Annotated in this window: 26 protein-coding genes; 7 read left to right on the forward strand and 19 right to left on the reverse strand. The window is 60.7% G+C overall.

The window, feature by feature from the left end; all coding sequences use genetic code 11:
* Window positions 1-109 precede the first annotated feature (109 nt).
* The gene (locus ACI2JR_RS11085) at window positions 110-1,603 is read left to right on the forward strand and encodes an amidase (protein WP_462478544.1); all 1,494 of its coding nucleotides are present in this window, start codon (window positions 110-112) and stop codon (window positions 1,601-1,603) included.
* Here the strand turns inward: ACI2JR_RS11085 and ACI2JR_RS11090 are convergent.
* From ACI2JR_RS11090 to ACI2JR_RS11120, 7 genes are all read right to left on the reverse strand, one after another.
* Window positions 1,570-2,250: a GntR family transcriptional regulator gene (locus ACI2JR_RS11090; protein WP_132724954.1), complete on the reverse strand. Its 681-nt coding sequence runs from the start codon at window positions 2,248-2,250 to the stop codon at window positions 1,570-1,572. The two genes, ACI2JR_RS11085 and ACI2JR_RS11090, sit on opposite strands and share 34 nt — an antisense overlap.
* A gap of 355 nt (window positions 2,251-2,605) precedes the next feature.
* Window positions 2,606-3,622, reverse strand: a complete 1,017-nt coding sequence (locus tag ACI2JR_RS11095; protein WP_132724956.1) for a FecCD family ABC transporter permease — start codon at window positions 3,620-3,622, stop codon at window positions 2,606-2,608.
* A complete protein-coding gene (locus tag ACI2JR_RS11100; RefSeq protein ID WP_132726246.1) occupies window positions 3,619-4,575 on the reverse strand; it encodes an ABC transporter substrate-binding protein in 957 nt (318 codons plus the stop codon). Before ACI2JR_RS11100 ends, ACI2JR_RS11095 begins: the two co-directional genes overlap by 4 nt.
* Window positions 4,576-4,583: 8 nt before the next feature.
* Window positions 4,584-5,420 carry an ABC transporter ATP-binding protein gene (locus ACI2JR_RS11105; protein ID WP_132724958.1) on the reverse strand — a complete coding sequence of 279 codons (837 nt, stop codon included), beginning with the start codon at window positions 5,418-5,420 and terminating at the stop codon, window positions 4,584-4,586.
* Between the two features lie 4 nt (window positions 5,421-5,424).
* Window positions 5,425-5,844 carry a TraR/DksA C4-type zinc finger protein gene (locus tag ACI2JR_RS11110; RefSeq protein ID WP_132724960.1) on the reverse strand — a complete coding sequence of 140 codons (420 nt, stop codon included), beginning with the start codon at window positions 5,842-5,844 and terminating at the stop codon, window positions 5,425-5,427.
* Between the two features lie 47 nt (window positions 5,845-5,891).
* Window positions 5,892-7,085, reverse strand: a complete 1,194-nt coding sequence (locus ACI2JR_RS11115) for a CobW family GTP-binding protein (protein WP_132724962.1) — start codon at window positions 7,083-7,085, stop codon at window positions 5,892-5,894.
* A 178-nt stretch (window positions 7,086-7,263) separates the two neighbouring features.
* Window positions 7,264-8,244, reverse strand: a complete 981-nt coding sequence (locus ACI2JR_RS11120; protein ID WP_132724964.1) for an AraC family transcriptional regulator — start codon at window positions 8,242-8,244, stop codon at window positions 7,264-7,266.
* A 79-nt stretch (window positions 8,245-8,323) separates the two neighbouring features.
* Between ACI2JR_RS11120 and ACI2JR_RS11125 the strand changes: the two genes are divergently transcribed.
* Both ACI2JR_RS11125 and ACI2JR_RS11130 read left to right on the forward strand, forming a co-directional pair.
* The gene (locus ACI2JR_RS11125; protein WP_462478545.1) at window positions 8,324-9,283 is read left to right on the forward strand and encodes an oxidoreductase; all 960 of its coding nucleotides are present in this window, start codon (window positions 8,324-8,326) and stop codon (window positions 9,281-9,283) included.
* Between the two features lie 25 nt (window positions 9,284-9,308).
* Entirely contained in the window at window positions 9,309-10,376 is a 1,068-nt protein-coding gene (locus tag ACI2JR_RS11130; protein ID WP_132724968.1) for an aldo/keto reductase, read from the forward strand.
* Window positions 10,377-10,428: 52 nt separating this feature from the next.
* On the opposite strand, the gene ACI2JR_RS11135 is transcribed toward ACI2JR_RS11130, so the two are convergent.
* The 5 genes from ACI2JR_RS11135 to ACI2JR_RS11155 all read right to left on the reverse strand — a co-directional run bounded on the left by ACI2JR_RS11135 (window position 10,429) and on the right by ACI2JR_RS11155 (window position 14,277).
* Entirely contained in the window at window positions 10,429-11,178 is a 750-nt protein-coding gene (locus tag ACI2JR_RS11135) for an anti-sigma factor family protein (RefSeq protein ID WP_132724970.1), read from the reverse strand.
* A complete protein-coding gene (locus ACI2JR_RS11140) occupies window positions 11,175-11,681 on the reverse strand; it encodes an RNA polymerase sigma factor (protein WP_132724972.1) in 507 nt (168 codons plus the stop codon). The genes ACI2JR_RS11135 and ACI2JR_RS11140 overlap by 4 nt, the downstream gene beginning before the upstream one ends.
* 3 nt (window positions 11,682-11,684) lie before the next feature.
* The gene (locus ACI2JR_RS11145; RefSeq protein ID WP_132724973.1) at window positions 11,685-12,236 is read right to left on the reverse strand and encodes a cytochrome b; all 552 of its coding nucleotides are present in this window, start codon (window positions 12,234-12,236) and stop codon (window positions 11,685-11,687) included.
* Window positions 12,233-13,291: a catalase family peroxidase gene (locus tag ACI2JR_RS11150; protein ID WP_462478546.1), complete on the reverse strand. Its 1,059-nt coding sequence runs from the start codon at window positions 13,289-13,291 to the stop codon at window positions 12,233-12,235. Before ACI2JR_RS11150 ends, ACI2JR_RS11145 begins: the two co-directional genes overlap by 4 nt.
* 116 nt (window positions 13,292-13,407) lie before the next feature.
* A complete protein-coding gene (locus ACI2JR_RS11155) occupies window positions 13,408-14,277 on the reverse strand; it encodes a LysR family transcriptional regulator (protein ID WP_462478547.1) in 870 nt (289 codons plus the stop codon).
* 116 nt (window positions 14,278-14,393) lie between these two features.
* Between ACI2JR_RS11155 and ACI2JR_RS11160 the strand changes: the two genes are divergently transcribed.
* Window positions 14,394-15,923, forward strand: a complete 1,530-nt coding sequence (locus ACI2JR_RS11160) for an MFS transporter (protein WP_462478548.1) — start codon at window positions 14,394-14,396, stop codon at window positions 15,921-15,923.
* The gene (locus tag ACI2JR_RS11165; protein ID WP_462478549.1) at window positions 15,916-16,695 is read left to right on the forward strand and encodes a metallophosphoesterase family protein; all 780 of its coding nucleotides are present in this window, start codon (window positions 15,916-15,918) and stop codon (window positions 16,693-16,695) included. The genes ACI2JR_RS11160 and ACI2JR_RS11165 overlap by 8 nt, the downstream gene beginning before the upstream one ends.
* A 7-nt stretch (window positions 16,696-16,702) precedes the next feature.
* On the opposite strand, the gene ACI2JR_RS11170 is transcribed toward ACI2JR_RS11165, so the two are convergent.
* Genes ACI2JR_RS11170 through ACI2JR_RS11190 form a run of 5 tightly spaced genes read right to left on the reverse strand, consistent with a single transcriptional unit; the run spans window position 16,703 to window position 21,057 of the window.
* Window positions 16,703-17,446, reverse strand: a complete 744-nt coding sequence (locus tag ACI2JR_RS11170) for an ABC transporter permease (protein ID WP_462478550.1) — start codon at window positions 17,444-17,446, stop codon at window positions 16,703-16,705.
* On the reverse strand, window positions 17,443-18,633 hold the full coding sequence (locus tag ACI2JR_RS11175) for an ABC transporter substrate-binding protein (protein ID WP_462478551.1): 1,191 nt from the start codon (window positions 18,631-18,633) through the stop codon (window positions 17,443-17,445). The genes ACI2JR_RS11170 and ACI2JR_RS11175 overlap by 4 nt, the downstream gene beginning before the upstream one ends.
* Window positions 18,617-19,417 (reverse strand): ABC transporter ATP-binding protein, encoded by an 801-nt coding sequence (locus ACI2JR_RS11180; protein ID WP_462478552.1) that lies wholly within the window; start codon window positions 19,415-19,417, stop codon window positions 18,617-18,619. Before ACI2JR_RS11180 ends, ACI2JR_RS11175 begins: the two co-directional genes overlap by 17 nt.
* Complete coding sequence (locus ACI2JR_RS11185; RefSeq protein WP_462478553.1) at window positions 19,414-20,472, reverse strand: acyl-CoA dehydrogenase family protein; 1,059 nt, start codon at window positions 20,470-20,472, stop codon at window positions 19,414-19,416. The genes ACI2JR_RS11180 and ACI2JR_RS11185 overlap by 4 nt, the downstream gene beginning before the upstream one ends.
* Window positions 20,473-20,505: 33 nt before the next feature.
* Window positions 20,506-21,057, reverse strand: coding sequence for a carboxymuconolactone decarboxylase family protein (locus ACI2JR_RS11190; protein ID WP_132724990.1), 552 nt, complete (start codon window positions 21,055-21,057; stop codon window positions 20,506-20,508).
* A 109-nt stretch (window positions 21,058-21,166) separates the two neighbouring features.
* Here ACI2JR_RS11190 and ACI2JR_RS11195 point away from each other — a divergent pair, with 109 nt between their 5' ends.
* Entirely contained in the window at window positions 21,167-22,105 is a 939-nt protein-coding gene (locus ACI2JR_RS11195) for an AraC family transcriptional regulator (RefSeq protein WP_462478554.1), read from the forward strand.
* A gap of 94 nt (window positions 22,106-22,199) precedes the next feature.
* On the forward strand, window positions 22,200-22,463 hold the full coding sequence (locus ACI2JR_RS11200; RefSeq protein WP_132724994.1) for a hypothetical protein: 264 nt from the start codon (window positions 22,200-22,202) through the stop codon (window positions 22,461-22,463).
* 58 nt (window positions 22,464-22,521) lie between these two features.
* On the opposite strand, the gene cyoD is transcribed toward ACI2JR_RS11200, so the two are convergent.
* Both cyoD and cyoC read right to left on the reverse strand, forming a co-directional pair.
* Window positions 22,522-22,857 (reverse strand): cytochrome o ubiquinol oxidase subunit IV, encoded by a 336-nt coding sequence (gene cyoD / locus ACI2JR_RS11205; RefSeq protein ID WP_132724996.1) that lies wholly within the window; start codon window positions 22,855-22,857, stop codon window positions 22,522-22,524.
* A gap of 1 nt (window position 22,858) precedes the next feature.
* Complete coding sequence (gene cyoC / locus ACI2JR_RS11210) at window positions 22,859-23,464, reverse strand: cytochrome o ubiquinol oxidase subunit III (RefSeq protein ID WP_132724998.1); 606 nt, start codon at window positions 23,462-23,464, stop codon at window positions 22,859-22,861.
* Between the last annotated feature and the right edge of the window lies 1 nt (window position 23,465).

Genomic DNA, 23,465 nt, shown 5'->3' on the forward strand with positions numbered 1-23,465 from the left:
TTAGTTACCTTTAATATTTTATAAAATATATTTTGTATTAACATAAAGAAAACAAACGTGAAAACAATCGTTACGTAACGAACTTTTCCGCATAACCATAGGTGATAATGTGATAACCCCACCCTTTTCAGTCTTCGATTCCGCGCGCCATCAGGCAGCACGCATAAAATACGGTGAAATCAGCGCGGTTGGGCTGGTCGAGGCGCATTTAGACCAGATCGCGCGATTTAATCCGCGTATTAATGCGGTGGTTGTTTTGCTGGCTGAACAGGAGCTGGAACAGGCCCGGGAGGCGGATCACGCGCGGGAAGCAGGCCGGGCGATCGGACCGTTGCACGGCGTGCCGATCACGGTCAAAGAGTCCTGGGACCTCGCCGGGTTGCCCGCGACGTTTGGCTTACCCCATCTGCGCAATAATATCGCCGGGGAAGACGCGCTGGCGGTCTCGCGCTTAAAGCAGGCGGGCGCTATCGTGCTGGGAAAAACCAACGTTCCCCCGAACCTCGCCGACTGGCAAACCCGGCACCCGGATTATGGCGCTACGCTTAACCCGTGGGATGCGCAAAGCACCCCCGGCGGATCGTCCGGCGGTTCGGCGGCGGCGCTGGCCTGCGGCTTTTCCGCCCTTGAGCTCGGTAGCGATATCGGCGGCTCGATAAGAATGCCCGCCCATTACTGCGGCGTCTGGGGACATAAACCCAGCTACGGCGCAATCCCCGGACGCGGCCATGCCCAACCGGGAAATATCGCCCCGGCGGATATTGCCGCGTTTGGTCCGATCAGCCGCAGCGCTGGCGATTTACGGCTGGCGCTGGATCTGTTAGCCCATCCCGACCCGTACAGCTGGCCGCGGATGCGGCCCGTCCTTGACGACGCGCGGCCGCGCCACGGCGCGCATTTCCGGGTGGCGATATGGCGCGACGATCCTCATTTTGCAGTGCGCGGGGAAGTTAGTCTGGCGCTGGATCAGGCCGCCGAATCGCTGCGCCGCGCCGGCGTGAAGGTGGTCGAAACAGGGCGGCCGTCCTTCGACAGCCGGGAGAGTTATGAGGTGTACGTTCAGTTGCTGAGAGCCGCCACCAGCGGTCGGCAAAGCGACGAAGCCTTTACCGATCGCCAGCATCTCTGCCAACAGTTAGCCGACGACGACAAAAGCTACCGCGCTCTGCTGCTGCGAGGCAATGTGCTCAGCCATCGCCAGTGGCTGGCGCTGAATCAGCGACGCTACCGACTGATGGCGGCGTGGCAGGCCTTTTTTAATCAGGTGGATTTTTTGCTCTGTCCGGTGGCCAGCACCCCTGCCTTCCCGCTGTTTAATAATGTGCCGAAGGAGGATCGTTATCTGGAGGTCGACGGGCGGGCGCTGCCGTCGGCAAATGACTATTTCTGGCTGGGGCTGGCTTCCGCCTGTGGATTACCAGCGACCACCGTGCCGCTGATGCGCACCGCCTCGGGCCTGCCGGTCGGCGCACAGATTATTGGCCGTTCAGGGGCCGATCGCGCCTGTATCGCGCTGGCAGAAATACTGGAGCGGCACCATTACCGCTTCACGCCGCCGCCGGCAATCTCTCAGCCCGCGTTATCTGCCTCCCCGGCCGACTGAAGGCTGGCGAGATAGGCCCGGCCGCGATCGGCGGCATGCCCGACGTGCCCCGCCATCAGCGTACGGGCTTCATCTGCGTTACCTTCGCTGATGGCGGTTAAAATATCGGCGTGGGATTTAAGAATGGAAGCCGTGTCACCCGTCAGCGTTATGCCCTGAACCGGCAGGGCTTTCCATAAGCTGGTAATAAATTCGGCCAGCAGGGTTGAGCCGCTGGCTTCGGCGATCTTCAGATGAAACAGCTCGTTGAGCCGACTAAGCTCGCGCGCATTTTGGTTCTTTGCCGCGGCAAGCGAGGCTTCATAGGCGGCGGCAATCTCATCGATCTGCGCTTTATTGGCATGCATGGCGGCAAGACGCGCGGTCTCCGGTTCGAGAATCGCGCGTAGCAGGGAAACTTCATCCGTGCGGCTGAGTTTTTTCTCGGCAATCACCGCCGCATAATGCGGTTTGCGCACAATAAACCCCTGCTCGGCCAGCAGCGTAAAGGCATCCCGTACCGGCGTCAGGCTCATCCCTAAACGCTCAGCCAGTTCGTTGAGCGTGACTTTTTGTCCCGCTTTCAGTTCTCCGCTTTGAATAGCGCTAAGCAGCGTTTGGTATGCCAGCTCACTTTTCGTCAGAAAACCACGGACCTGATCAATCATATTTTATTCCTGCTGCCTGTGCCGTCAAAATCCACCCGGGAGAGCCCGCATTTTACGGCATCAGATCGATCCCCGCCAGCTTTCGCCGGTACAGGGCGCCCTCCCTGGTGCGTATGGCCTTATCGCCAGTTCAGCGTTTCGTCATCGATGATGAGCTCAATCACCCCGCCGCGCGATACCGTGCCAATGACCGGACAATGACGGGTAAACTCCAGCGCCAGCGCGGCGAGTAACATCCCCGCGCTCTTCGACCTGCCGATCGACGCCCGGGCGACGATCGATGCCCGAAAACGCTCACCTTTACCCCATTGAGGGCAGCGCCATGACCCTGGCGCTTGCCGCCGCCGGGCGTACATTATTCCCCCGACGAGGAGGAACGGGCAAGTAAGGTGATGATAAACACGCCGCCAATCCCGGCGGTAATGATCCCTATCGGCAGTTCCTGCGGGGCCAGCAGCGTGCGGCTGGCAATATCGCCGCCGCACAGCAATACCGCCCCCCACATCCCGCACAGGGGCAGCAGCAAGGCATGTTTAACCCCGGAAAAGGGTCGGCATAAATGAGGCACCATCAGCCCGATAAAGCCAATCACGCCGGTTAAGGCGACTAAAAAAGAGGTTGCCAGCGCACAGCAGAGGAAAATCTCCATCCTCAGACGGTTGACGTGGATCCCCAGCGACAGCGCCGTTTGTTCACCGGCCAGCATGGCATCCAGAGAACGCCATCGCCACAGCACCAGCGCACTCAGTAATAACAGGCTGCACAAGGCAAAAGGCAAGGTTTGCCAGCTGGCCAGCCCCAGTCCGCCGAGGGACCAGAACAGCACCGAGCTGGCGGCCCGCTGGTCACCGGAAAAGATCAGATAGCTGGTCACCGCGCCGAACAGAAAGGAGATGGCGAGCCCGCAGATCACCAGGTGTCCGGCCCCGCGCTGCCTTTTGAAATGGAACAGCAGCATCACCGCCGCGGCGGAGCAGATCCCGCCGACAAACGCCGAGGCCGGCAGCGTGAATGCGCCCAGCCGATCGCCAAACCGGGTAATGACCAGCACCGCTCCCGCCGACGCGCCGGATGATAGCCCGAACAGAAAAGGGTCGGCCAGATCGTTACGCGTCGTGGTCTGTAGCAAGGCGCCGACCATCGCCAGCCCCGCCCCCGTCAGTACCGCGAGGAGCGTCCTCGGCATGCGGACATCGATCACGATTCGGCTGACCAGATCGGAGACCGGTACCTCCGCCAGCCCCAATGCGCCCAACACCTGCATCAGCGATAGCGCAACGGCGCCTTTGGCGATACTGAGCAGCATCAATCCGGCCAACGCCACCGCCGCGATCCCCATCGCCCAGGGGTACCGGTACGCGGCGGATATCATGGCGTCGCCGTCGGGTACAGCGCCCGCGCCAGTTTTTCGACCGCGGTGACATTCGCCGGACCGGGCGTCAGTTCGGCGTACTGTAGCTTCAGATAACGCTGATGTTTCACCGCCGGAGTCAGTTTCATCAGCGGGTGGTGTTCCAGGAAGCGGCGAAGCGCATCCGCCCCACTGCCGGTCTGATAATCCAGCAGGATAATAAAGTCCGGTTCGCTGGCGGCGACGCTCTCCCAGGAGGTGGTTCCCCAGCTGATGTTCAGCGCCTCCATGGCGTTTGTCGCGCCGGCAGCCTCGATAATCGCCGTCGGCATCGCATACCGCCCGCTGGTAAACGGCTTGTCTTCCCCCGAATCATAGACGAACACCTTTAATGGCCGGGTCCCTTTCGGCGGCCCCGGGAGGGCGCTGAGGGTCTTTTTCCAGCCATTCACCAGCGCCTGAGCCTCCTTTTGCTTGCCAAAAATTTTGCCCAGCGTCAGCTCATCCTGATAAAGCAGATCCATACTGGCTTTACGCTTATGCGCCGCGGTGAACACACAGCTCTCGCTGAGCACAAACGTCCTGATGCCATATTGACCGAGTACCGCAGGCGTTACCTCGCCCCCCACCTTCATACCGTAGTTCCAGCCGGCGAAAAAGAAATCGGGATTCGCCGCCAGCAACGTTTCCAGCGCGGGGTATTTCGGCGCCAGTTCCGGGATCGTCCCCATTGCCTTTTTAAATTCCGGCGTCATTTTGTACCAGCCGCTGATACCGGTCAGCCCGACGATACGATCCTGCAGATGCAAAGCGAACGCCATTTCCGCCATATTGAGGTCGTTAATCACCGCCCGCTTCGGCGCTGCCCTGAACGTCACGGGCACGCCGCAGCTCTCTATCGTGACAGGAAAATCAGCGGCCTTCGTCGCGGAAACCGCCAGCACCGCCACCAGGCTTAACAGCCATTTTTTCATCATGTTCCTCAGTCAGTTAGGGTGTTGCAATCAGATACTTCGAAGATCCGCAGCGCCTTCCCCGTATGGGGGTGGGCTACGGTAAAGCTGGTCACCCCCAAAACGGGCCGCAGATACTCCGGGACCAGCACCCGCTCCGGGGTATCGCAGGCCACCGCCCTGCCTTGCGACAGGAGCAAGACGCGATCGGCAAAGGGTTCAATCAGCGACAGATCGTGCAATACCGCGACCACCGTGATGCCCTTACTTTTCACCAGCGAAAGCAGCTCCAGCCGCCCCGGGGGATCCAGATGATTAGTGAGCTCATCAAGCAGGAGCAGGCTCGGCGTCTGGGCCAGCACCCGCGCCAGCGCCGCCCGCTGCCTTTCCCCTCCGGAAAGCGCGGACAGCGATCGCTTGCGCAATCCCTGTAACCCGGTCTCGTTAATGGCGTTCGCCACGATGGCGTCATGCATGCGGCGCGGCATATCCCGGGCATGGGGAATACGCCCCAGGGCCACATAATCCTCAAGGGCCAGCCGCATATCGGGCGCGTCGTTTTGCGCCAGGATAGCAATCTGCTTTGCCCGCTGGGACAGTGACAACCTGGAAAGCGAACGCCCCAGGAGCTGGATATCGCCGTGCAGAGCGGTCAGCTGCTGGCCGATCGCCCGTAGCAAAGAGGTTTTGCCGCTGCCATTGGGCCCGACAACGGCCAGGCACTCCCCCGCCCGGACCTCAAAATGCACGGAGGAAAGCAGCTCTGCTCCGCCGGGCCGCAGTAGCGATGAAATGTTGACGCGCAGAACCTTCTCCGGGAGCGCGCCGGGAGTGACCGAGGGTAAAAGACGCAAACCTTCCTCCATGCCCTTAGCGGCGATATAACGTTTCCAGCCGTTCCTGCCTGGCCCGCGCATCGACGCTCAGTTCGGCGGTCGGCCGCAGCATTAACCGTGGGAGGCCAATAGCTTCCCCCGTTTCCCGGCAGTAGCCATACTCGCCATGTTTCAGGCGCTGCAGCGCCCGATCGCATTGCAGCAGCAGCCTGCTGTGGCGTTCGATGTGGCGTAACAGCAGCCGCAGAGTTTCTTCCCGCGCGGCCATATCGCCCTCATCGCCCGGGTCATCGGCTAACTGCAGCTGCTTTTTCAACCCGGCAATATGTTCCAGCAGTTGCGCACGCTCATCGTGCAGCAGCGCGGCGAAGAACGCCCGCTGCCGCGCGTTCATATACTCCTCTGGCGGCATGGCCAGGATCTGCTTTTTCTCTTCCGGTAATGGTTTACTCATTGTGTACTCATTCATCTCTCCCTCCGGGTCACGCTCCTGCATATCGCTTACGCCTGTAGTCGCGCCACACGCCTGGGCCAGGGGTCGGCGAAGGTGCCCCCCGCCGCCCAGTGGTCAATTTCCGCCTCCGTCAGAAAACAGCGTTTCAGCGCCGCGACAAAGGGCTCGAGCTCGCTGCGCTGTCCGATCACCGTCAGCCGGCAGCGTCGGTCGCCGAAACGGCCCGGCCACTGCTGGTGTAACTGCCGGCGCAGCACCTCCCGTTCTTCTGCCGTCAGCCGCGGATCCGCATGCGTCAGCACCCCGGCCTTCCAGTAGCTGACAAACCCCAGGCTGATGCTGCCCGCCGCCTGATTCCACAGCAGCGCCAAATCATCCCGGCTCGGTAGCCAGAAGAAGCCTTTGCTGCGATGTATTCCGGTGCCCAGGAACCGGTGGTAGGTATCCCATAGACGCTGGGGATGAAAAGGCCGGTCGTCTTCCAGCACCCGCGCTGCTATGGCGTGAGATTGTTCCCCCCCGCTTTCGAGGTCGTCCTCCAGCTCGGCAATCAGCGTGGCGACCCGCTCAAAATCATATTCCGACGCGGCGAATACGTCGGCGAGCGGTAAATTGCCCCAGGGTACGGCCAGGACGGAAACATAGGGGTTGATGACATGCAGGCTCTTCGCCATGGCGGCAATGTGTGCAAAAGGCAGGCGATCGTTTTTGGTCAACAGCAGGTGACTACAGAACAATACCTGCTCCGCCAGCAGGTTTTCGGTTCCCCGGCGCCCGCGCCGCAGATTCTCCTGCCACGCGGTGAGCAAGGTCTCGCCGTCAGCAAAATCATCGTGCAGCATCACGGAATCAACCAGCGTGAACAGCCCTTTCAGGCTGACCCGCGGATGGTCGCGCAGGTACTTCACCAGCGGCAGCGGATGGCTGCTCCCTGAAGTTTCCAGCAAAATATGAGCGGGCCGGCGGTGGGATAGCAGCTGTTTCAGCGCGGCGTCCAGTTTCTGTATGCCGCTGGCGCTACTGATGCTGTCGGCGGAAATAGTGACGAAATTGTGCCGATCCGCGCCGACAATGTCGGTACCGGCAATCAACACGCCATCGATATCCAGTTCACTCATGTCGTTAACAATGACGCACACCGAAAGCTGCCGCCGGTGCGCCTGCGCCAGTAAACGAGTTAACAGCGTGGTTTTCCCCGCGCCGAGAAAACCGTTCAGGATCGTCAGGGGGACTCTTTCCATGCATTTCTCTCAACCGCAAACCGGCGCTGGCGCGTCCAATCCCGCCAGCCGCCGATAAGATTTCATATGTTATGATATAACATAACATTTAATAATGAGAGAGAGCAACCATGGCGCAGGAATGGCGGTCATCACGAGAAAAGTGCCATCACCCGGCGTCAGCCCGGCCGCGCGGCGATTAAAAATCGCCGCTATCCGATGCGGCGGAGGGCGTCTGTTCAGGCGTTTCACCCGATGCGCCCCGGCGATAATAGCCGGGCGCCACGGCCATCACCCGCTTAAAGGCGCTGCTGAACGCGCTTTCGGAAGCGTACCCGACCTTCATCGCCACCTCGGCGATCGCCTCCCCCGCCAGCAGCTCGCGGCGCGCCAGATACATGCGCCACCGCGTCAAATAGGCCAGCGGCGGCATCCCCATCTGTTCACGAAACCTCACCGCCAGCGAGGTTCTCGACATTCCGGCGTGCTTCGCGAGGCTGTGCAGGCTCCAGCGGCGGGAGGGCTCGCCATGAATGCAGCTGAGCGCCAGGGAGAGCCGCGGGTCGGCAAAACCTTTCAACCACCCCTTATCGTCCTCCGGGGCGTGAGCAAGCCAGGCCCGTAATGTCTGGGTGAAGAGCAGCTGCGTCAGTCCGGCGATCGCGCTTGCTCGCCCTGGACGGTGGCTGGCCATTTCGCTCACCAGTTGCCTAAGCAGCCAGGAGAGCGGCTCGGCTTCAACGGCGCCGCCGCGAACGTGGATCAGCGGCGGCAGCCCGCTCAACAGCAGCGCCTGGCGGTCGGCATCCAGCCGGACTTTGCCGCCCAGCATGGTGAAATCCTGCCCGTGGCCCAGGCAATACCGATCGTCGTCGTCTCGTGCGATCGGCGCCGTCCCGGCGCCGGGTATCAACCCGGCGTCACTGGCCAGCGTCAGGGTACGCGTACCGTTGGTAATCAGGACGTCGCCGGTCTCCGCCAGCCGCGGCGGGGACGTATCGTCCAGCGAATACCAGCAGCGCCCTTGGGTTAGCGCACAGAACTTAATCGCATCCAGATTGGCAAAACGGCGCGCCCACGTCCCGCCGGCCACCAGTCGCCCGGACAGATCACACTCAACCTGCAGGAAATCCAGCAGATCGGAGAGCGGGTCGGGGGGTAAATTTGAACTATCACGCATAAAAATTGCACTTTCACGGCTTCATCGTTCAGTGAGGACACTCTAGCATGTGCTAACCCCTTCGTCCCGGAGAATCATTATGTCCACCCCGCAATCGCCTATAGCTTCAGGTTTTAGCGCTACCTCCACCCCCGAGGAGGTGATGCGTCACATTGACCTTCGCGGGAAATACGCCATCGTGACCGGCGGTCACTCAGGCATTGGCCTGGAAACCGTCAGGGCGCTGCGCGCCGCTGGCGCCAGAGTGATGGCTCCCGCCCGCGATGTCGCCAAAGCGCGGGCTGCCCTTGCCGATATGCCGGACGTCATGGTGCAGCCGCTGGATCTGATGGACCCGGCCGCTATTGACCGTTTTGCCGATGCGGTGCTCGCCGGTACCGATACCGTCGACATTCTGCTGAATAATGCCGGTATCATGGCTCCGCCGCTCACCCGCGACGCGCGCGGCTACGAAGCGCAGTTTTCCACCAACCATCTCGGGCATTTCCAGCTGACGCTGCGGCTCTGGCAGGCGCTTGCCGCCGCGGGGAACGCGCGCGTCGTCGCCTTATCTTCTTTGGGTCACCGCTATTCGCCGATCTGCTTCGAGGATAGCCAGTATACGCAGCGGCCCTACGATCCCTGGCGCGCCTATGGCCAGTCCAAAACGGCCAACTCCCTGTTTGCCGTCCATCTCGACAGACTGGGGCGCGAGTCCGGCATTCGCGCTTTCGCGGTGCATCCCGGCAGAATCCCCGCCACGCAGCTAAGCCGCTTTATGACCCCGGAGGAGAAGGCGGCGGTGGCCCAGGCGGCGCAGGTTGGCCCGGACTTTGTCCCCTCGCCGCTGAAAACCCTTGCCCAGGGGGCGTCCACCAGCCTGTGGGCCGCCACCAGCCCGCAACTGGCCGGAATGGGCGGCGTCTACTGCGCCGACTGCAATATTGCGGCGCGGGTTGCCGACGATAGCCCCGACGTCAGCGGCGTGCGCCGCTGGGCGATAGATCCCCGGCAGGCCAAGCGCCTGTGGGATCTGTCGCTGACGCTGATCGGACAATAATTTTCTACGCACACAGGAGAACGTTATGCCTCTCAATCACTACATTACGTTGGGGCGTTCCGGGCTGCGGGTCAGCCCATACTGCCTCGGAACCATGACCTTTGGCGAAGACTTTGGCTGGGGAGCCAGCCCGCAAGAGTCGTTTGCCATGCTTGACGAGTACAGAAGCCGCGGCGGCAACTTTGTCGACACCGCCAATATCTACACCGCCGGCCACTCGGAGCAGATTGTCGGCGACTACATTAAGCACCGTGCGCTACGGCGCGATGAGCTGGTGCTGAGCACAAAATTCTACTGTAACCTCTTTCCCGGCGACCCAAACGGCGGAGGCGCGGGGCGTAAAGCGCTGATCCAGCAGTGCGAAGCCTCGCTGCAACGCCTGCAGAGCGACTATATCGATATCTACTGGCTGCATAACTGGGATCGCGCCGCGCCTGTTGAAGAAACGCTGCGTGGGCTCGACGATCTCGTTACGGCCGGTAAAATTCGCTATGTGGGATTCTCAGATATTCCGGCGTGGAAGACGGCACAAGCGCAGACGATTGCCCGCTTTCGCGGCTGGGCGCCGATTATTGCCCTTCAGCTTGAATATTCTCTGCTGGAACGCACGAGCGAGGGAGAGCTGTTCCCGCTGGCACAGGAGATGGGCATGGGGATCCTGCCCTGGTCGCCGCTGAAGAGCGGCTTCCTGAGCGGCAAATTCCGCCGCGACGGTGAAGGCAACGTCGATACCCGACGCACTAACATGGTTGGCGTGCCCGCCCCGGCGGATTACGCGGTGATTGACACGGTGGCCGATATCGCCTCGGCGCTTAACGTCAGCCCGGCGGCGGTGGCGCTGGCCTGGGTCCGCTCGCAGCCGGGGGTCAGCTCGACGCTGATCGGCGCCCGGCGGCTCGATCAGCTGCAAACTAACCTCGATTCGCTTGAGGTGACGCTGTCGGCAGAACAGCTCACCCGGCTCAGCGAGATCTCAAGACCCACGCTGAATTTCCCGGCCGACAACAACGCCACACTGGCGCCGATGCTCGCCTTCTCCGGCATGACGGTAGACGGTCAAACGGTGCCTTCGTTCACCCCGCACGCCTCCTGAGCGAGGGCGTAAGCCAATCCACCGGCGCGGCGGACCAACCGCGCCGGTGGGTTTAGCCCATTTCGCTGCTAATGGCCTCGCGTAACGCCGGTAAATTTTCCCCGCTAACCGGGCTCACCACCGCATAGTTGTAATGGCTGTCGCTCCAGTATTGCGCGACCAGACCATCGCTCTGCCGCGCCCCTTTGCTCAGGTGGGTCGCCTGATGGCGAATATACCAGGCGATCCGCTCCCCACCGGCGGTTTCATAAAGCACTAACGCCGATGCCCCCTGCTCGCTGGCCATCAGCCGGGCGCCGATCAGCGTAAAGCCATAGCGTTCAAGATTCGGCGGGAGCGTGCCGTTGATAAAGTAGCGCCGCAGCCAGTTTTCCAGCATCGGCGGCTGGCTGGTGCGGATATCCATACTGGCGAGCTGCGGGCGATCGCCAAACAGTTTATAGGCCTGTACCGCGTCTTCCATCGGCAATGCCCGCGATTGAACGTGTTCTTTAAGCTGCCAGCCGCCGAAGCTTCCCGTCCCCAATGCCATCACCAGGGCAAAGGCCAGCGTAAGGCGCTGAATACGCCGCTGCCGCAGACGAAAACGCAGTATCGTTGGGTCAGAATTGACTGACAGATAACGGATATCGGTTCGGTTCACGGCGCGTTGCAGACGCAGCTTATCCTGTCGCCATCCTTCCACCTCCCGGGCCATGGCGGGATGCTCGCGTAGCCAGGCTTCTATTTCCCGGTTGGTCCGTTCGTCGGTTTCACCATCTAACCAGGCGTGAAACAGGCTTTCATCAGGCAGATTGCTCATTTTAATCTCCTTAGCACTACCGGCGCCGCGTGCTCCTCAGTCAACTTCCGCAGCTGCTTGCGGGCTCTGGATAGGCGCGACATCACCGTTCCGGGAGGGATATTGAGCGCCTCGGCGGCATCCCGGTAGCTCATCTCCTCCACGCTGACCAACAGGAGCAACGCCCGGCTCTCCGCGGGTAAATGCGCAAACAGCGCCAGCATTTCATCAGCCATCACGCTGTTTTCACCGGTGATCTCCGTTTTATCTTCCCCCTGAAAAAACGTCAGCAGCTTTTGCCAGCGCTTGCGCCTTCGCTCTCCGTCAACAAACTGGTGCCAGAGAATCGAGAACAGCCAGGTGCGCAGATGCCGCACCTCATCCCTGTGAGCCGGGCCATCCAGCGCTTTGATCAGCGTATTCTGCACCAGATCCTCCGCGGCCATGACGTCCCGCGTCAACCATAGCGCAAAGCGCTGCAAATGCGGGAGCAGTTCGCGAATATCATCATCGCTAAGCAGCATCGTTCACCCTCCCGGGCGCCGACGAACGCCGCTCATGCTGCTGAATACCCCGTCACGCAGGATCAATCCATGTAGCAGCGCCGCCGCGACATGCGCCAGCACAACGGCGAACAAAGCAAACGCCAGCAGGGTGTGTAAAGGACGCAAAATGACGTACAGATCGATATTCACCGGCAGCAATGCGGGTAACACGACCCCACTCCACAGCGTGACGGGATAGCCGGCGGCGGAAAGCATCGCCCAGCCGACCAGCGGTTGGGCAACCATCAATAGATAAAGCGCCAGGTGGGAAAGATAGGCCATCCTTTTTTGCCAGTGGGGCAAAGTGCCCGGCAACGCCGGCGCGCCATAGCGCCAGCGGAGAAAAATACGCAGCAGCACCAATACGCCGATGGCGGCGCCAAGGGGTTTATGCACGGCAAGTAATAGCGAGTGGCTGGATGACACCGTTGAGACCATCGCCACGCCAATAAACAACATCGCCAGTATCGCCAGCGCCATCAGCCAGTGAACAAGGCGCAGCAGCGGATGAAAGGTCGTCGCCTGAGTTTTCATGAACGCTTCTCCTGACCCTGACGGGCTTCTTCGGTCATACGCAGATTAAACGATTTGGCATAAGCCGCAGAGCGGGCGTTGAGCAACGGATCGTCGGAACCGGCAATCCCGTCCGGCAGGATCAGCGGGTCGTAATTAATATTGTTACACGCGCCCCCCTGCTGATCTTCAGCCTGGTGAATCACCACGGTCCCCGCCACCAGCGAGGGATTCTCCTGCGGCCAGGCTTTCGTCGCATCGTTTATCGGGTCTCCCGGCTGAGCGACGGTAATCAGCAGATCCCAGGATAACGGTCCCGCGGCCAGACGGGTTTTCAGATCGCTGGCAAGATAGTTTTTATCCTCTTTGTCCTGCGCTGAAACAGGCTGCCACGGGGAGTGCGGCACCAGGCTCCAGCGCACAAAGTGGCTTTGATTCTGCGCATCAATAAAGCGGAACGCATTTAAGCTATTGTATCGTTCCTGCGCCCAGCTGGCGGCCAGGACATGCGTTTTAGCCCACTGGAAGAAGGGTTTCGCTTCCGGGTGCGCCTGCATAAAGTGCTGCATTTTCTGTGGATCGGGTTTTCCGCTCGCCGCCTGCGGGCGGGTAGCGATTTGTTGGTCATAAAATCCCTGCGGGGTGGAGACGCTAAAGAAAGGCAGCGCATTCATGCCGCTGCGCCACTGCTCGCCATCCGGCAGGTGGAACGCCAGGGCGAAACTTCTCACCGGCACAGCGTAATCCGGCGCACCCGGGTTACCACCAGCGATCGCCAGCCGGCCGGTCACCGGCACGTTTCCCGGGCGAAAGACGACCGCTCGCGAAAGCGTTGCGGCCTTGCCGTTGGAGATAAACTCGCCGCTCACACAAACGCCTTTGGCATGATTGCGGCGAAAACCGGGATGCACGCCGCCATTTTTTTCCAGCACCTCGATGAGCGTATTCGCCGAGAGCCGGTTCGGCGTCAGCCAGCCTCCGGCCCAGACAAAGAGCAGCAGCAGGGCCGCAGGTATGGCGCCGACGAGCAGCAACAGGAGAGTTTTATGAGCAAAAACGCGGTCGGGTGTTTTCATCTTAGAAGCTCGGTTACGATAGAGTCTCCATAAGACGAACGGGGAACGGGTTTATTCCCCCGGGACGCAATTTTTTTATCCCGGCATCTCGCCCCCTGCCACGCCGCCGCGCTCCGCTATGCCGTTTGCGCCATCGCCATAAACTTTTTAATGACCGGCGCACGTTCGCGTTTGCGATACAGCAGCCAGATTGCCGAGGGAATATCCGGTGCGGCGATCTCCCGATAGACCACTTCGCGCAGAGAGATTGCCTGGCTGAGGATCACCGGCACCACCGCCACGCCGTTGCCGAGCGCCACGTTGGCCAGCACTTCCGTCAGGCTGCCCGCCCGCAGAGTGTTGTTCAGCATAAATCCGCCGCGGCGCGCCACCTCCCGGGTACCGGAGACCTGCTCGGGTAAAATAAAGGTTTCTGCGCCCAGGTCGGCAGGGTCAACGCTGGCTTCACCTGTCGTCAGCGGATGGGTCGCCGGCAGAGCCAGGCAAAAACGGTCCTGCTGTATATTAATATGGGCCACCTCGGCGGGTAGCGCGACCGGCGCACGCACCAGCGCCACATCAATTTTTCCCTCGACCAGCGCGGAAGCCATACCGTCCATCGCCATTTCATGAGCCTGGACAAAGACATCGGGATGACGCTGTCGAAAATGAGCGACCTTCTGACTCAGGCTACCCGACATCAGCGCCGACGCGACGTAACCGACGCGGATATAACCCCGTTCGCCGCGCGCGGCGCTAAGCGTTCGCTCCCGGGCCTGGTTGGCATGGGCCAGCGTCATCTGAGCCTCTTCAAGGAGCACCTCACCAGCCTGGGTCAGCTGGACGCGTCTTTTGCTGCGTACAAACAGCGGCGCGCCGAGCTCTCGCTCCAGCTGGCTTATCTGCACCGAAAGCGTCGGCACCGCAATATTCAGTGACTCCGCCGCCGCGCCAAAATGCAGCGTATTAGCCACTTCGACAAAATAACGCAGATGACGAAGCTCCATATTCTCTCCAGATTATTAGGTATTACCTAATAATAATCCCATTCTGTGAAATTGATACTGCGGGCGGCGCGGGCGATCCTGAGAGCCTTCATTCCCCTCTCATTTCAGGAGTCCTGATGGCCCATCACTCTTCCGTCGAAGCGGTTAAATCGCCGGGTTCGGTTCTGCTGGTCGCCTCGCTCGGCTGCGCCATCACGGTGGTCGATACCAATATCGTCGGCGTAGTGCTGCCGACGATCGCCCAGGGGCTCGGCGCCACTTTCTCCGCGATGGAGTGGGTTATCGGCGCCTATGTCCTCTGTTTCTCCTCGCTCCTGCTGCCCGCCGGTTCGCTGGCGGATCGTTTTGGCCGCCGGAAAGTGCTGTTGTGGGGGATCGCGCTTTTTACCCTGTCATCGCTGGCCTGTGGGGCCGCGCCAACGGTGAGGTGGCTCAATTTTGCCCGCGCGGCGCAGGGCGTCGGTTCGGCGCTCCTGCTCGCCCCCGCCCTGGCGATTATCGGTCATACCTATCGCCTCCCCGCGGAGCGCAACCGCGCGTGGGCCATCTGGGGAGGGATAATGGGCATCACTATGGTGCTGGCGCCCCTGGCGGGCGGCGTTATCAGCGCCCTGCTTGGCTGGCGATGGGCCTTTTATATCAATATCCCCATCTGCCTGCTGCTGGCCCTGCTGGTCTTGCGGGTGATTGAGGAATCGCGTCACCCTGATGCCGGAAAACTGGATATCCCCGGCATCGTGCTATTTATCGCCGCGATGTTTATGCTTACCTGGGCCTTCATTCTCGCCCCGGAACGCGGCCTGCTCAGCCCTGAAACGCTGCTGCGCCTCGCCTGCAGCCTGTGCTTTTTTGGCGGTTTTGCCTTCGTCGAAAAACGGCAACGCGCGCCAATGCTGGATCTGCGCCTGTTTCGTTCCCTGCCCTTTATCGGCGCGGTGCTGGCGATGTTCGCCTACGCCGCCACCGCCCAGGTCATGACCTCGCTCTTGCCGCTGCTGTTACAAAATGTCGAAGGTAAATCAGCGCTCCACGCCGGTATCGGCATGCTCCCTTTCGCCCTCGCGATGCTGGTCTTTCCCGTCGTGGGGCGCTGGTTGGCGCATTACCTCGCCGCCCGCTGGCTGCTGGCGATCGGGCTGCTGCTGGTGGCGACAGGAAATCTGCTGATCGCCTTCGCCGTCCAGCAGCAGATGAGCGGGCTTGTCGCCGGCGGGATGATGCTCCTCGGCAGCGGCGGCGGAATGCTGAACGGCGAAACGCAAAAGGCGATTATGGGCACCGTCCCACACCAGCGGGCCGGGATGGCTTCCGGGATCAGCACCACGGCGCGATTTTCCGGGATCCTGCTCGGGTTCGCCATTCTGTGCGCTATCCTGGCCAGCAGCCTGCGCCACATGCTGATCGCCTCCCTGCAGGCAAATCACCTGCCCCTGCATCAGGAGGCGCTAGCCCGGCTGGTTACCGGCGATATCGCGCGGGCGCTGGTGAGCTATCCTCCGCAGCAGGCCGGGATGCTGCGGGAACTGATGCATAACGCTTACCGCAGCGGCTTTGCGGCGCTGCTGATCGGCGCGGCGCTGTTCGCGTTCTGCTCGGCGCTCTTTGTGATGTGGTCAATGAACATGAAGGGGAAAGCCCATGGTTGATTTTACCTTCGCCGCGTTCAGCGATGTACATGCCAACCTGCCGGCGCTGAAGGCCGTGCTTGATGATATCGGACAGTACCGTGTCGATGCCCGCTACTGCCTCGGCGATCTGGTGGATTTTGCCCCGTGGCCCAATGAGACCATTGCGCTCCTGCGCCAGCAGAATATCCCGGTGGTACTCGGTAACCATGACCGCCGCGTCGCCTGCAACGAACCGCTGAAGCCGCTCCCCTGGCATAGCGCGGCCGAGCGTGAGGCTCGCCGTCTGGCCGTCAGACTCAGTAAACGAACGCTAAGCGAAGAGAACCGACGCTGGCTGCAAAACCGCCCCACCTCCCTGCGTCTGAATATTGGCCCGCGCCACGCGCCGCTACGGATCCTGTTGGTCCACGCCAGCCCGCGTTCGCTGTCAGAGTATTTGACGGCGGAGGTCAGCGATGCGCAGCTGATGGTGTACCGGCAACAATATGCTTTTGATGTGCTGATGGCCGGGCATACGCATCGCGCCGGGGTCAGAACCGTGACGTCAGAGCAAGGTCAGTGCATTATCGCCAACCCGGGGGCGACCGGGCGAATCAAACCCGGTCAGCCGCAGGCAAGCTGGCTTTTAGCCCGCTACCAGCGGGGAACGCTCACCCTGGACGTCAGGAGCGTACGCTACGACGTTACCCGCACGGCCCAGGCGATCCGTGAAAGCGCCGTACCCGACTTCTACGCCGATGATTTAATGCGCTACGGCATGCCGGGCACGTTTGCCCTCGGCGGAGGTTAACCGCTATTCAGGCGCTCACCGCCTGAATCAGATATCTGGCCAGCCAGTCCATCAAAAAACCGATCGCACCGATGGTCACAATCACCGCCATCAGCGCGGAATAATCCAGCCGGTCGCGGGCATCGAGAATGGCATACCCCAGCCCTGAGCTGACCCCCAGCATTTCACAAGGCACCAGCACAATCCACAGGATACCGATGGCCAGCCGGACGCCGGTGAGAATGTGGGCGCGCACGCCGGGCAGAATAATATGCCAGAGCGTTTCCCTGCGCGTGGCGCTCAGCGAACGGGCCAGCAGCAGCCAGCCGGGCGGCAGTTGCCTGACGCCGCTGGCGGTATTAAGCAGAACCGGCCATACCGCGGCAAAGCTGAGCAAGAACCAGATCGGGCGATCGCCGATCCCCAGCAGCATTACCGCCACAGGCATCCAGGAGAGCGGCGATACCATACGCAGAAACTGCATCGCCGGCATCGCCAGACGCTCGCTTGCCGGCGAGCAGCCAATCAGCAGACCGAGCGGAATGCCGACCATCAGCGCCAGCCCCAGTCCAACCGCCACTCTCGACAGGCTGATCGCGATATTCCGCGTCAGCTCCCCCTGGATGAGCATATCCCCCAGGCTGCGGAAGGCGTTTTCCGGCGCGAACAGCCCGGCCATACCTCCGCCAAAGTGCGCGACCAGCCACCAGACCAGCAGCAAGAGCGCAAGGCCGGGCAACGCCCAGCCAATACGAATGAAAAACAACTTCATGGCGCGATCGTTTCCTTGCGGTCAAAAGCCTGGTCGGCCAGACCAAACGCGGTCATGCCGCCGGCGCGAGCAATACTCTGACGAACAAACTCCGGCTCCACCAGCTCGGCGGCGACCTGCTGTACGTCCAGCTGTTCGAGGAAATCGCGGTTCCCCTCCATCACCGTCAGCTTTAGCTGCTCGGTCAGCGAAGCGAAATAGCTGCCGTAAGGCCAGGGCTGGAAATCAATCCGCTGCTGGTGCCAGTCTTCATGGCGGATCGCGCCGTCCTTTTGCCAGCCGGCCTGCATCGCCGGGGTGGGCAGCAATACCTGACGGAGCACCTCGGCGTCGTGCGGCGTATAGTGATGCTCGTCGCCGCGCCCCAGCAGTTGCGCTGTTTCCGCCCGATGCTGGCGGATCCATAGCTGCGCGTTAACCAGCGCATCGGTCACGCTCTGGCTCCACGCCGGGCGCGTGGTCAGGTCGCTTTCATGCATCATCACCACGCAGCAGGCATGGTTTTGCCAGACATCGCCGGTAAAGCGCAGGATGCGCCCGACATGGCGCGCTTCCGCCAACGCGTTAAACGGTTCGGCGACGATAAAGCCCTGAATCTGCCCGGCCGCCAGCGCGGGCACCATATCCGCAGGCGGAAGCACCAGCAGACGGACCTGCTTTTTCCCCGGCGTGCCGGTGACCGCCTGCAACCCGGCGCTGCGCAAGATTTGCTGAAGCACCACGTTATGTATTGAATACCAGAAAGGTACGGCGACGGTTGTCCCTTCCAGCTCTTCCGGACGGCTAATCTGCGGCGCAACGGTCAGCGCCGAGCCGTTGGTATGGTTCCAGGCCACCACCTTTGCCGGTAGCTTCGCCTGGAAACGCGCCCAGATAGTGACCGGAGAGAGCATATGGATAACATTCACCCGGCCGGCGATAAACGCCTCTGTCAGCTGTGACCAGCTGCGAAACATCACCGGACGTTCAGCCTTCACCCCAGCCTTGTCGAACAGGCCCAGCCCGTGCGCCACCAGCAGCGGCGCCGCGTCGGTAATCGGCAGATAGCCGACTCTGACCGGCGCATCCGGTTCGGCGGCGGCGCGGGCCTGCTGCTGCATAATCAGCGGCAGAGCGGCTCCGGCGCTCATCAGCGCGCTCAGTTTCAAAAAGTCGCGGCGCGACACCGCATCACACATCAGGCACATAGCGTTTCTCCGCATCGGTATCAGAGCGCACATCGCGCAGTTTTTTCAAAATATCCAGGCGCAGGGCGGCCAGCGCCTCCAGGGCATTATCGCGTGGCTGGGGAATGTGCGGGCGCCATTCGCCCATCAGCCGCCCCGGGCTGCCGCCCAGTAAAACGACCCGGTCGGCCACCAGCAGCGCCTCATCAATGTCATGGGTAATCAGCAGCGCCGACATCCGGTGTTGATTGAGCACGGCGATTAACAGCCGCTGCATATCATGACGGGTGACTTCATCCAGCGCGCTGAACGGTTCGTCAAGCAGCATCACCTTCGGTAGCCGAGCCAGACACCGGGCTAACGCCACGCGTTGCGCCATTCCGCCGGAAAGCTGGGCCGGCAACTTGTTGCGATGTTCGCTCAGGCCAACCGCTGCAATCGCGTGCCGCACGCGTTCCCGACGTTCCTGCGCGTCAAGACGCGGCTGATGGCGAAAATCCAGACCAAAAGCGACGTTTTGTTCCAGAGTACGCCAGGGCAACAGCGTGGCATCCTGGAAAGCCACCGAAAGATGGGGGTGCGGGCCGTTCAGCGGCAGGCCGAGGTAACTCACCTGGCCGGCCAGCGGCGTTTCCAGCCCGGCCAAGATCCGCAGCAGGCTGGATTTCCCGACGCCGCTGGCCCCCACCACGGCGACAATTTCATTTTCCGCCAGTGAAAAGCTGAAATCCTGCAGCAAGCGGGTCGTCGTCTGCCGGCGGCGATACCCCACCTCAAGGTGGCTGGCATGTAGCAAAACGCTCATGATGGCTGCCCTGCCAGCTGCTGTTTTAGTTGAACAACGCTGGGCGTGACCAGCGGCAGGAAGGCGCATTCGCGCCAGCGGCGCGCAATCTGATCGCCCTGCGGCGACAGGTAGGCCCGGCCTCCCGCCAGCATTAATTCCAGCTGCATGACGCTCATCGCCAGTTCGACCAGTTCGATGCGCAGCCGGAACAGTTCACCAGGCTGCTGCACAAACCGCTGGCATGCCACGCCGCCGCAGAGGGCGGAGCGGATCTGGTGATAGCGCTGGGTCAGCGCCTGCCATTCGCCGCGCAGCACATGGCCGTCGCTTAATCTGTCGCGGCACTCGTCAAGGATGCGTTCGCTCAATCCCAGCGCCATACCGCACTGCAAACCGAGAAAACGCGGGCGCACAGCGGGCAAGAACGTCCGGGCGGCAGGATGAATCACGCACTCTTTCTCCAGCACGACATCGTTGAAACGCAGCGCCGCCGTGGCGCTGCCCTGCATCGCCATCAGGGCAAGATCGTCGGAGCGCGCCACGCCAGCGAGCCCGGAGCCGATACTGGCGATAAACGGCTCGCCGCCCGTCTCAGGCAGAACCACCGTCACCGCCTGGAAACCGCTGGTTTGTAAATTGGTGACCCAGTACAGCTGCCCGGAAACCCGCCAGCCGCCCGCCTTGTCAGGAACGCCGCCGACCTGAAGCTCTTCCAGTCCGCAAAGGAATTTCATCGCGTTGGATAAGCCGGTCGCCCCCGCCAGCCGGCCGGCCAGCAGTTCGGGTAATAGCCGCGCGCATAACGCGCTCTGCGGCGCCTGCGTCAGAATGTCGATATAGGTACGATGTCCCCAGAACATAAACGCCGCCGTCAGCGAATGGCGGGCCACCGCGCTGATGGCGTCGATCGCGTCCAGCAGCGTACCGCCGCTGCCGCCGACCGCTTCCGGTACCCCGATGCGAAATAAGTCCGCCTCGGCCAGCTTTTGCAATAGCGTATGGCTGAGCTCGCCGGAGCGATCCAGCTCCACAGCCCGGTCGTCAAGCCACTCGCGTAATGGGTGATGTAGCATTCGCACTCTCCTTCAGCAGACGATACGCCAGGTTCAGTCGGACCAGGCCCATTGGCTTAACTCGGTATTCAGCGGCGTTTGCGCCAGGCTGTTGGCGAAGTTGCACAGCGTGGCCAGACTGACGCCGAGGATCACATCCAGCGCCTGCCGCTCGCTGTAACCCGCCTCGCGAAACGCCCGCCATGCCGCGTCGCTAACCGCGCCGCGCGTAGCGATGACTTCGCGGGTGAAGCTGGCGATAGCCTCAAGATGCGAATCAGGCAGGGTCTGCCGCTCGCGTAGCGCCTGCAAATCGGCCTGTGCCATAATATTTTTCTTTTCTACCGTCGCGCTGTGCCCCGCCACGCAAAAACCACAACCGTGAACGGTGGCGGCAATCAGCTGAACCGTCTCTCTTTCCGCTGCGGATAAACTGTTATTATTATTTATACCGCCAACTGTTATATATGTTTCCAGCGCCTGCGGTGAATTAGACAGCGCCAGTAATAAATTAGGAATAAAGCCGGAAGCACGCCGGGCATTTTCCAGATACGGTTTTGATTGCGCTGGTGCGCTTTCCAGAGACTGCAAGGTAATTCTTGACATAATTATCCTCCCGTTAAATTCCAACCAGTATGTTTTTATTGCACACCAGGAGCAACACTGATAAAAAGTTGATTATTGTTCATTCGTCCTTTATTTATTCTTTTTTACTATGCTAAATAACGAATGGTTATTAGATAACCTGAGTATTGAGAGCACCGTTTACCACGTGGGTAAATATTGCGGGTCGTGGAAAGGCGGCACTGCCGGCAGCGGTAAGGCCAGCTATCATCTGGTGATGGAGGGTCACTGCTGGCTGCATCTGCCCCCTCTTCCCACACCGACGCGGCTGGAAAAAGGCGATATGGTATTTATTTTACAGGATTGTCCATTCGTTCTTTCCTCGCAGGCCGATGCGCAAAGCGCATATCGGGCGCCGATCCGGGAAATGCAGCCGCTCTCTTATAAAGACGAAACCAGCACGGCATTAACCTGCGGTTTTATTATCTTTAAAACTGCCATTAGTCAGATGGTGCTAAGTTTTTTACCGCCGGCGATCGTATTTAAGGCAGAGGATGACCTCTCCGGCTCAATCAGCAAACTGGTGGCGGTGATTAATCAGGAGGCGACGCAGACGCACTATGCCAGTGAAAAATTCATCGCCTCGCTGACCGAATTGCTGTTTTTCATGGTAATCCGCCACTATTTATCCTGCCATACGATTAAGACGCCGCTGGATAAGGTTCCTGTGGCGACGGAGTTTCTCCATCTGATGGCGGAGATCGTCCTGTTTCCGGCACGCTGCTGGACCGTGGAGACGATGGCGCGTACGTCGGGCATGTCCCGTTCGTGGTTTATTCAGCGTTTTAACCAGGTCTCGCCGCTGCCGCCGGCGGAGATAGTGCGCCATATTCGCATGGCGATCGCCTGCCAGCACATCAGCAACGGTGTGAGCCTGACGCAGAGCGCGGAACGCGTCGGCTATCAGTCCCAGGCCGCGTTTAACCGCGCGTTTCAACGTGTCACCGGCGTCACGCCTGGCCGCTACAGCCAGCATTGCCGGGACAACGCCGCAGCTCAGCAGGCGCTCTCCCGATCTCCCGCCGTATGAACCATACAATATCGCAATTGTATGGTTTATTGTATGCATACAATATTTTATAATACCGCTCTCTTCCCTCGCCATCAGAATCGTAAGGTACACCATGAAGCTCAGATCGGGACCGCGCGGCTGCCTGCTGTTAATGGGGCTTGCGCTACTGTTCATCGTGGCGGTCTACGCCATAATGATCGCCTGCATGACCCTGTGGACGAACCACAACGCGGAAAATAACGCCCGTGAGGCGATACGCCAGTGCCAGCTTGCCTCGCAGCCGGAGTCCGGGCGCAACATCGTCGGCTATTTCAATGATGAAAGCTGCGCGGAAATGCAAAAGCAGTTTGTTGCGCGTTTCCACCGCCAGCCTTAAAACAACGGCCCCGACAGATTCCCTGCCGGGGCCGCGGTGTTCGCATCTCCGTCCTGCCTCAGGCGCGGATCAGCATGTGGTAATGCATACTCCAGATAATCCAGATCGACAGGCCGATAATAATCAGCAGAATCAACAAGGTGAAGGCAAAGCTCGCCAGGTTCCAGCCATTTTCCGTTTTACGGTTCAGGTGCAGGAAGAACACCAGCTGCACCAGTACCTGCAGCACGGCGGTGATAACGAACAGCGCCAGGGTAACGTTGCGCGGCGCCCAGGGCCAGAGCACCAGCGAAAAAGGAATCATCGTCAGGATCACGCACAGCACAAAGCCCACCAGGTAGGACGCCAGCGTCCCGTGCGCCTCGTGTTCGCCGACGTGGGTTATTTTTTCCATCTCAGTACACTCCCAGCAGATAGACCACGGTAAATACGCAAATCCACACCAGATCGAGGAAGTGCCAGAACAGGCTCAGGCAGGAGAGCCGCCCGGACATCTTGCCGCCGATCCCTTTGGTCAGCACCTGGTGAAACAGCACCGCCATCCAGATCAGGCCGAAGGTGACGTGTAAACCGTGAGTGCCCACCAGGGTGAAGAACGCGGAGAGCCAGGCGCTCTTATCCGGCCCGGCGTGGATGGCGATCAGATGATGAAATTCGAACAGTTCCATGCCGACGAAGATAGCCCCGAAGGCAAAGGTGACCGCCAGCCACAGCAGCACCTGTGCGCGACGCTGCCTGCGCAGCGCCAGCATCACAAAGCCGTAGGTAATGCTGGACAGCAGCAGCATAAAGGTTTCCGTCAGGACATACGGTATCTCAAACAGCTCTTTCGGCGTCAGCGCATCGGCAAAGGCGTTGCTCAGCACCGCATAAGTGGCGAAAATAGAGCCGAACAGAATGCAGTCCGACATCAAATAAATCCACAGTCCTAACTGGGCGCTACCGTCGTCGTGACCGTGTGCTTCATGCCCCGCCGCGGGCGCAAGTGTATGGCTACTCATG

The organism is Klebsiella sp. NPDC088457 (assembly GCF_044900465.1).
In the GTDB taxonomy this organism is placed as follows: domain Bacteria; phylum Pseudomonadota; class Gammaproteobacteria; order Enterobacterales; family Enterobacteriaceae; genus Klebsiella.

Coding starts and splice junctions, on each gene's coding strand:
- ACI2JR_RS11115 (WP_132724962.1), bottom strand. CDS start 7,085: ATGGAAAGAGTCCCCCTGACGATCCTGAACGGTTTTCTCGGCGCGGGG.
- ACI2JR_RS11110 (WP_132724960.1), bottom strand. CDS start 5,844: ATGAGTAAACCATTACCGGAAGAGAAAAAGCAGATCCTGGCCATGCCG.
- ACI2JR_RS11190 (WP_132724990.1), bottom strand. CDS start 21,057: ATGTCAAGAATTACCTTGCAGTCTCTGGAAAGCGCACCAGCGCAATCA.
- ACI2JR_RS11105 (WP_132724958.1), bottom strand. CDS start 5,420: ATGGAGGAAGGTTTGCGTCTTTTACCCTCGGTCACTCCCGGCGCGCTC.
- ACI2JR_RS11125 (WP_462478545.1), top strand. CDS start 8,324: ATGTCCACCCCGCAATCGCCTATAGCTTCAGGTTTTAGCGCTACCTCC.
- ACI2JR_RS11135 (WP_132724970.1), bottom strand. CDS start 11,178: ATGAGCAATCTGCCTGATGAAAGCCTGTTTCACGCCTGGTTAGATGGT.
- ACI2JR_RS11095 (WP_132724956.1), bottom strand. CDS start 3,622: ATGATATCCGCCGCGTACCGGTACCCCTGGGCGATGGGGATCGCGGCG.
- ACI2JR_RS11195 (WP_462478554.1), top strand. CDS start 21,167: ATGCTAAATAACGAATGGTTATTAGATAACCTGAGTATTGAGAGCACC.
- ACI2JR_RS11175 (WP_462478551.1), bottom strand. CDS start 18,633: ATGTGCCTGATGTGTGATGCGGTGTCGCGCCGCGACTTTTTGAAACTG.
- ACI2JR_RS11100 (WP_132726246.1), bottom strand. CDS start 4,575: ATGAAAAAATGGCTGTTAAGCCTGGTGGCGGTGCTGGCGGTTTCCGCG.
- ACI2JR_RS11200 (WP_132724994.1), top strand. CDS start 22,200: ATGAAGCTCAGATCGGGACCGCGCGGCTGCCTGCTGTTAATGGGGCTT.
- cyoD (WP_132724996.1), bottom strand. CDS start 22,857: ATGGAAAAAATAACCCACGTCGGCGAACACGAGGCGCACGGGACGCTG.
- ACI2JR_RS11160 (WP_462478548.1), top strand. CDS start 14,394: ATGGCCCATCACTCTTCCGTCGAAGCGGTTAAATCGCCGGGTTCGGTT.
- ACI2JR_RS11150 (WP_462478546.1), bottom strand. CDS start 13,291: ATGAAAACACCCGACCGCGTTTTTGCTCATAAAACTCTCCTGTTGCTG.
- ACI2JR_RS11130 (WP_132724968.1), top strand. CDS start 9,309: ATGCCTCTCAATCACTACATTACGTTGGGGCGTTCCGGGCTGCGGGTC.
- ACI2JR_RS11090 (WP_132724954.1), bottom strand. CDS start 2,250: ATGATTGATCAGGTCCGTGGTTTTCTGACGAAAAGTGAGCTGGCATAC.
- ACI2JR_RS11140 (WP_132724972.1), bottom strand. CDS start 11,681: ATGCTGCTTAGCGATGATGATATTCGCGAACTGCTCCCGCATTTGCAG.
- ACI2JR_RS11155 (WP_462478547.1), bottom strand. CDS start 14,277: ATGGAGCTTCGTCATCTGCGTTATTTTGTCGAAGTGGCTAATACGCTG.
- ACI2JR_RS11170 (WP_462478550.1), bottom strand. CDS start 17,446: ATGAAGTTGTTTTTCATTCGTATTGGCTGGGCGTTGCCCGGCCTTGCG.
- cyoC (WP_132724998.1), bottom strand. CDS start 23,464: ATGAGTAGCCATACACTTGCGCCCGCGGCGGGGCATGAAGCACACGGT.
- ACI2JR_RS11180 (WP_462478552.1), bottom strand. CDS start 19,417: ATGAGCGTTTTGCTACATGCCAGCCACCTTGAGGTGGGGTATCGCCGC.
- ACI2JR_RS11145 (WP_132724973.1), bottom strand. CDS start 12,236: ATGAAAACTCAGGCGACGACCTTTCATCCGCTGCTGCGCCTTGTTCAC.
- ACI2JR_RS11185 (WP_462478553.1), bottom strand. CDS start 20,472: ATGCTACATCACCCATTACGCGAGTGGCTTGACGACCGGGCTGTGGAG.
- ACI2JR_RS11165 (WP_462478549.1), top strand. CDS start 15,916: ATGGTTGATTTTACCTTCGCCGCGTTCAGCGATGTACATGCCAACCTG.
- ACI2JR_RS11120 (WP_132724964.1), bottom strand. CDS start 8,244: ATGCGTGATAGTTCAAATTTACCCCCCGACCCGCTCTCCGATCTGCTG.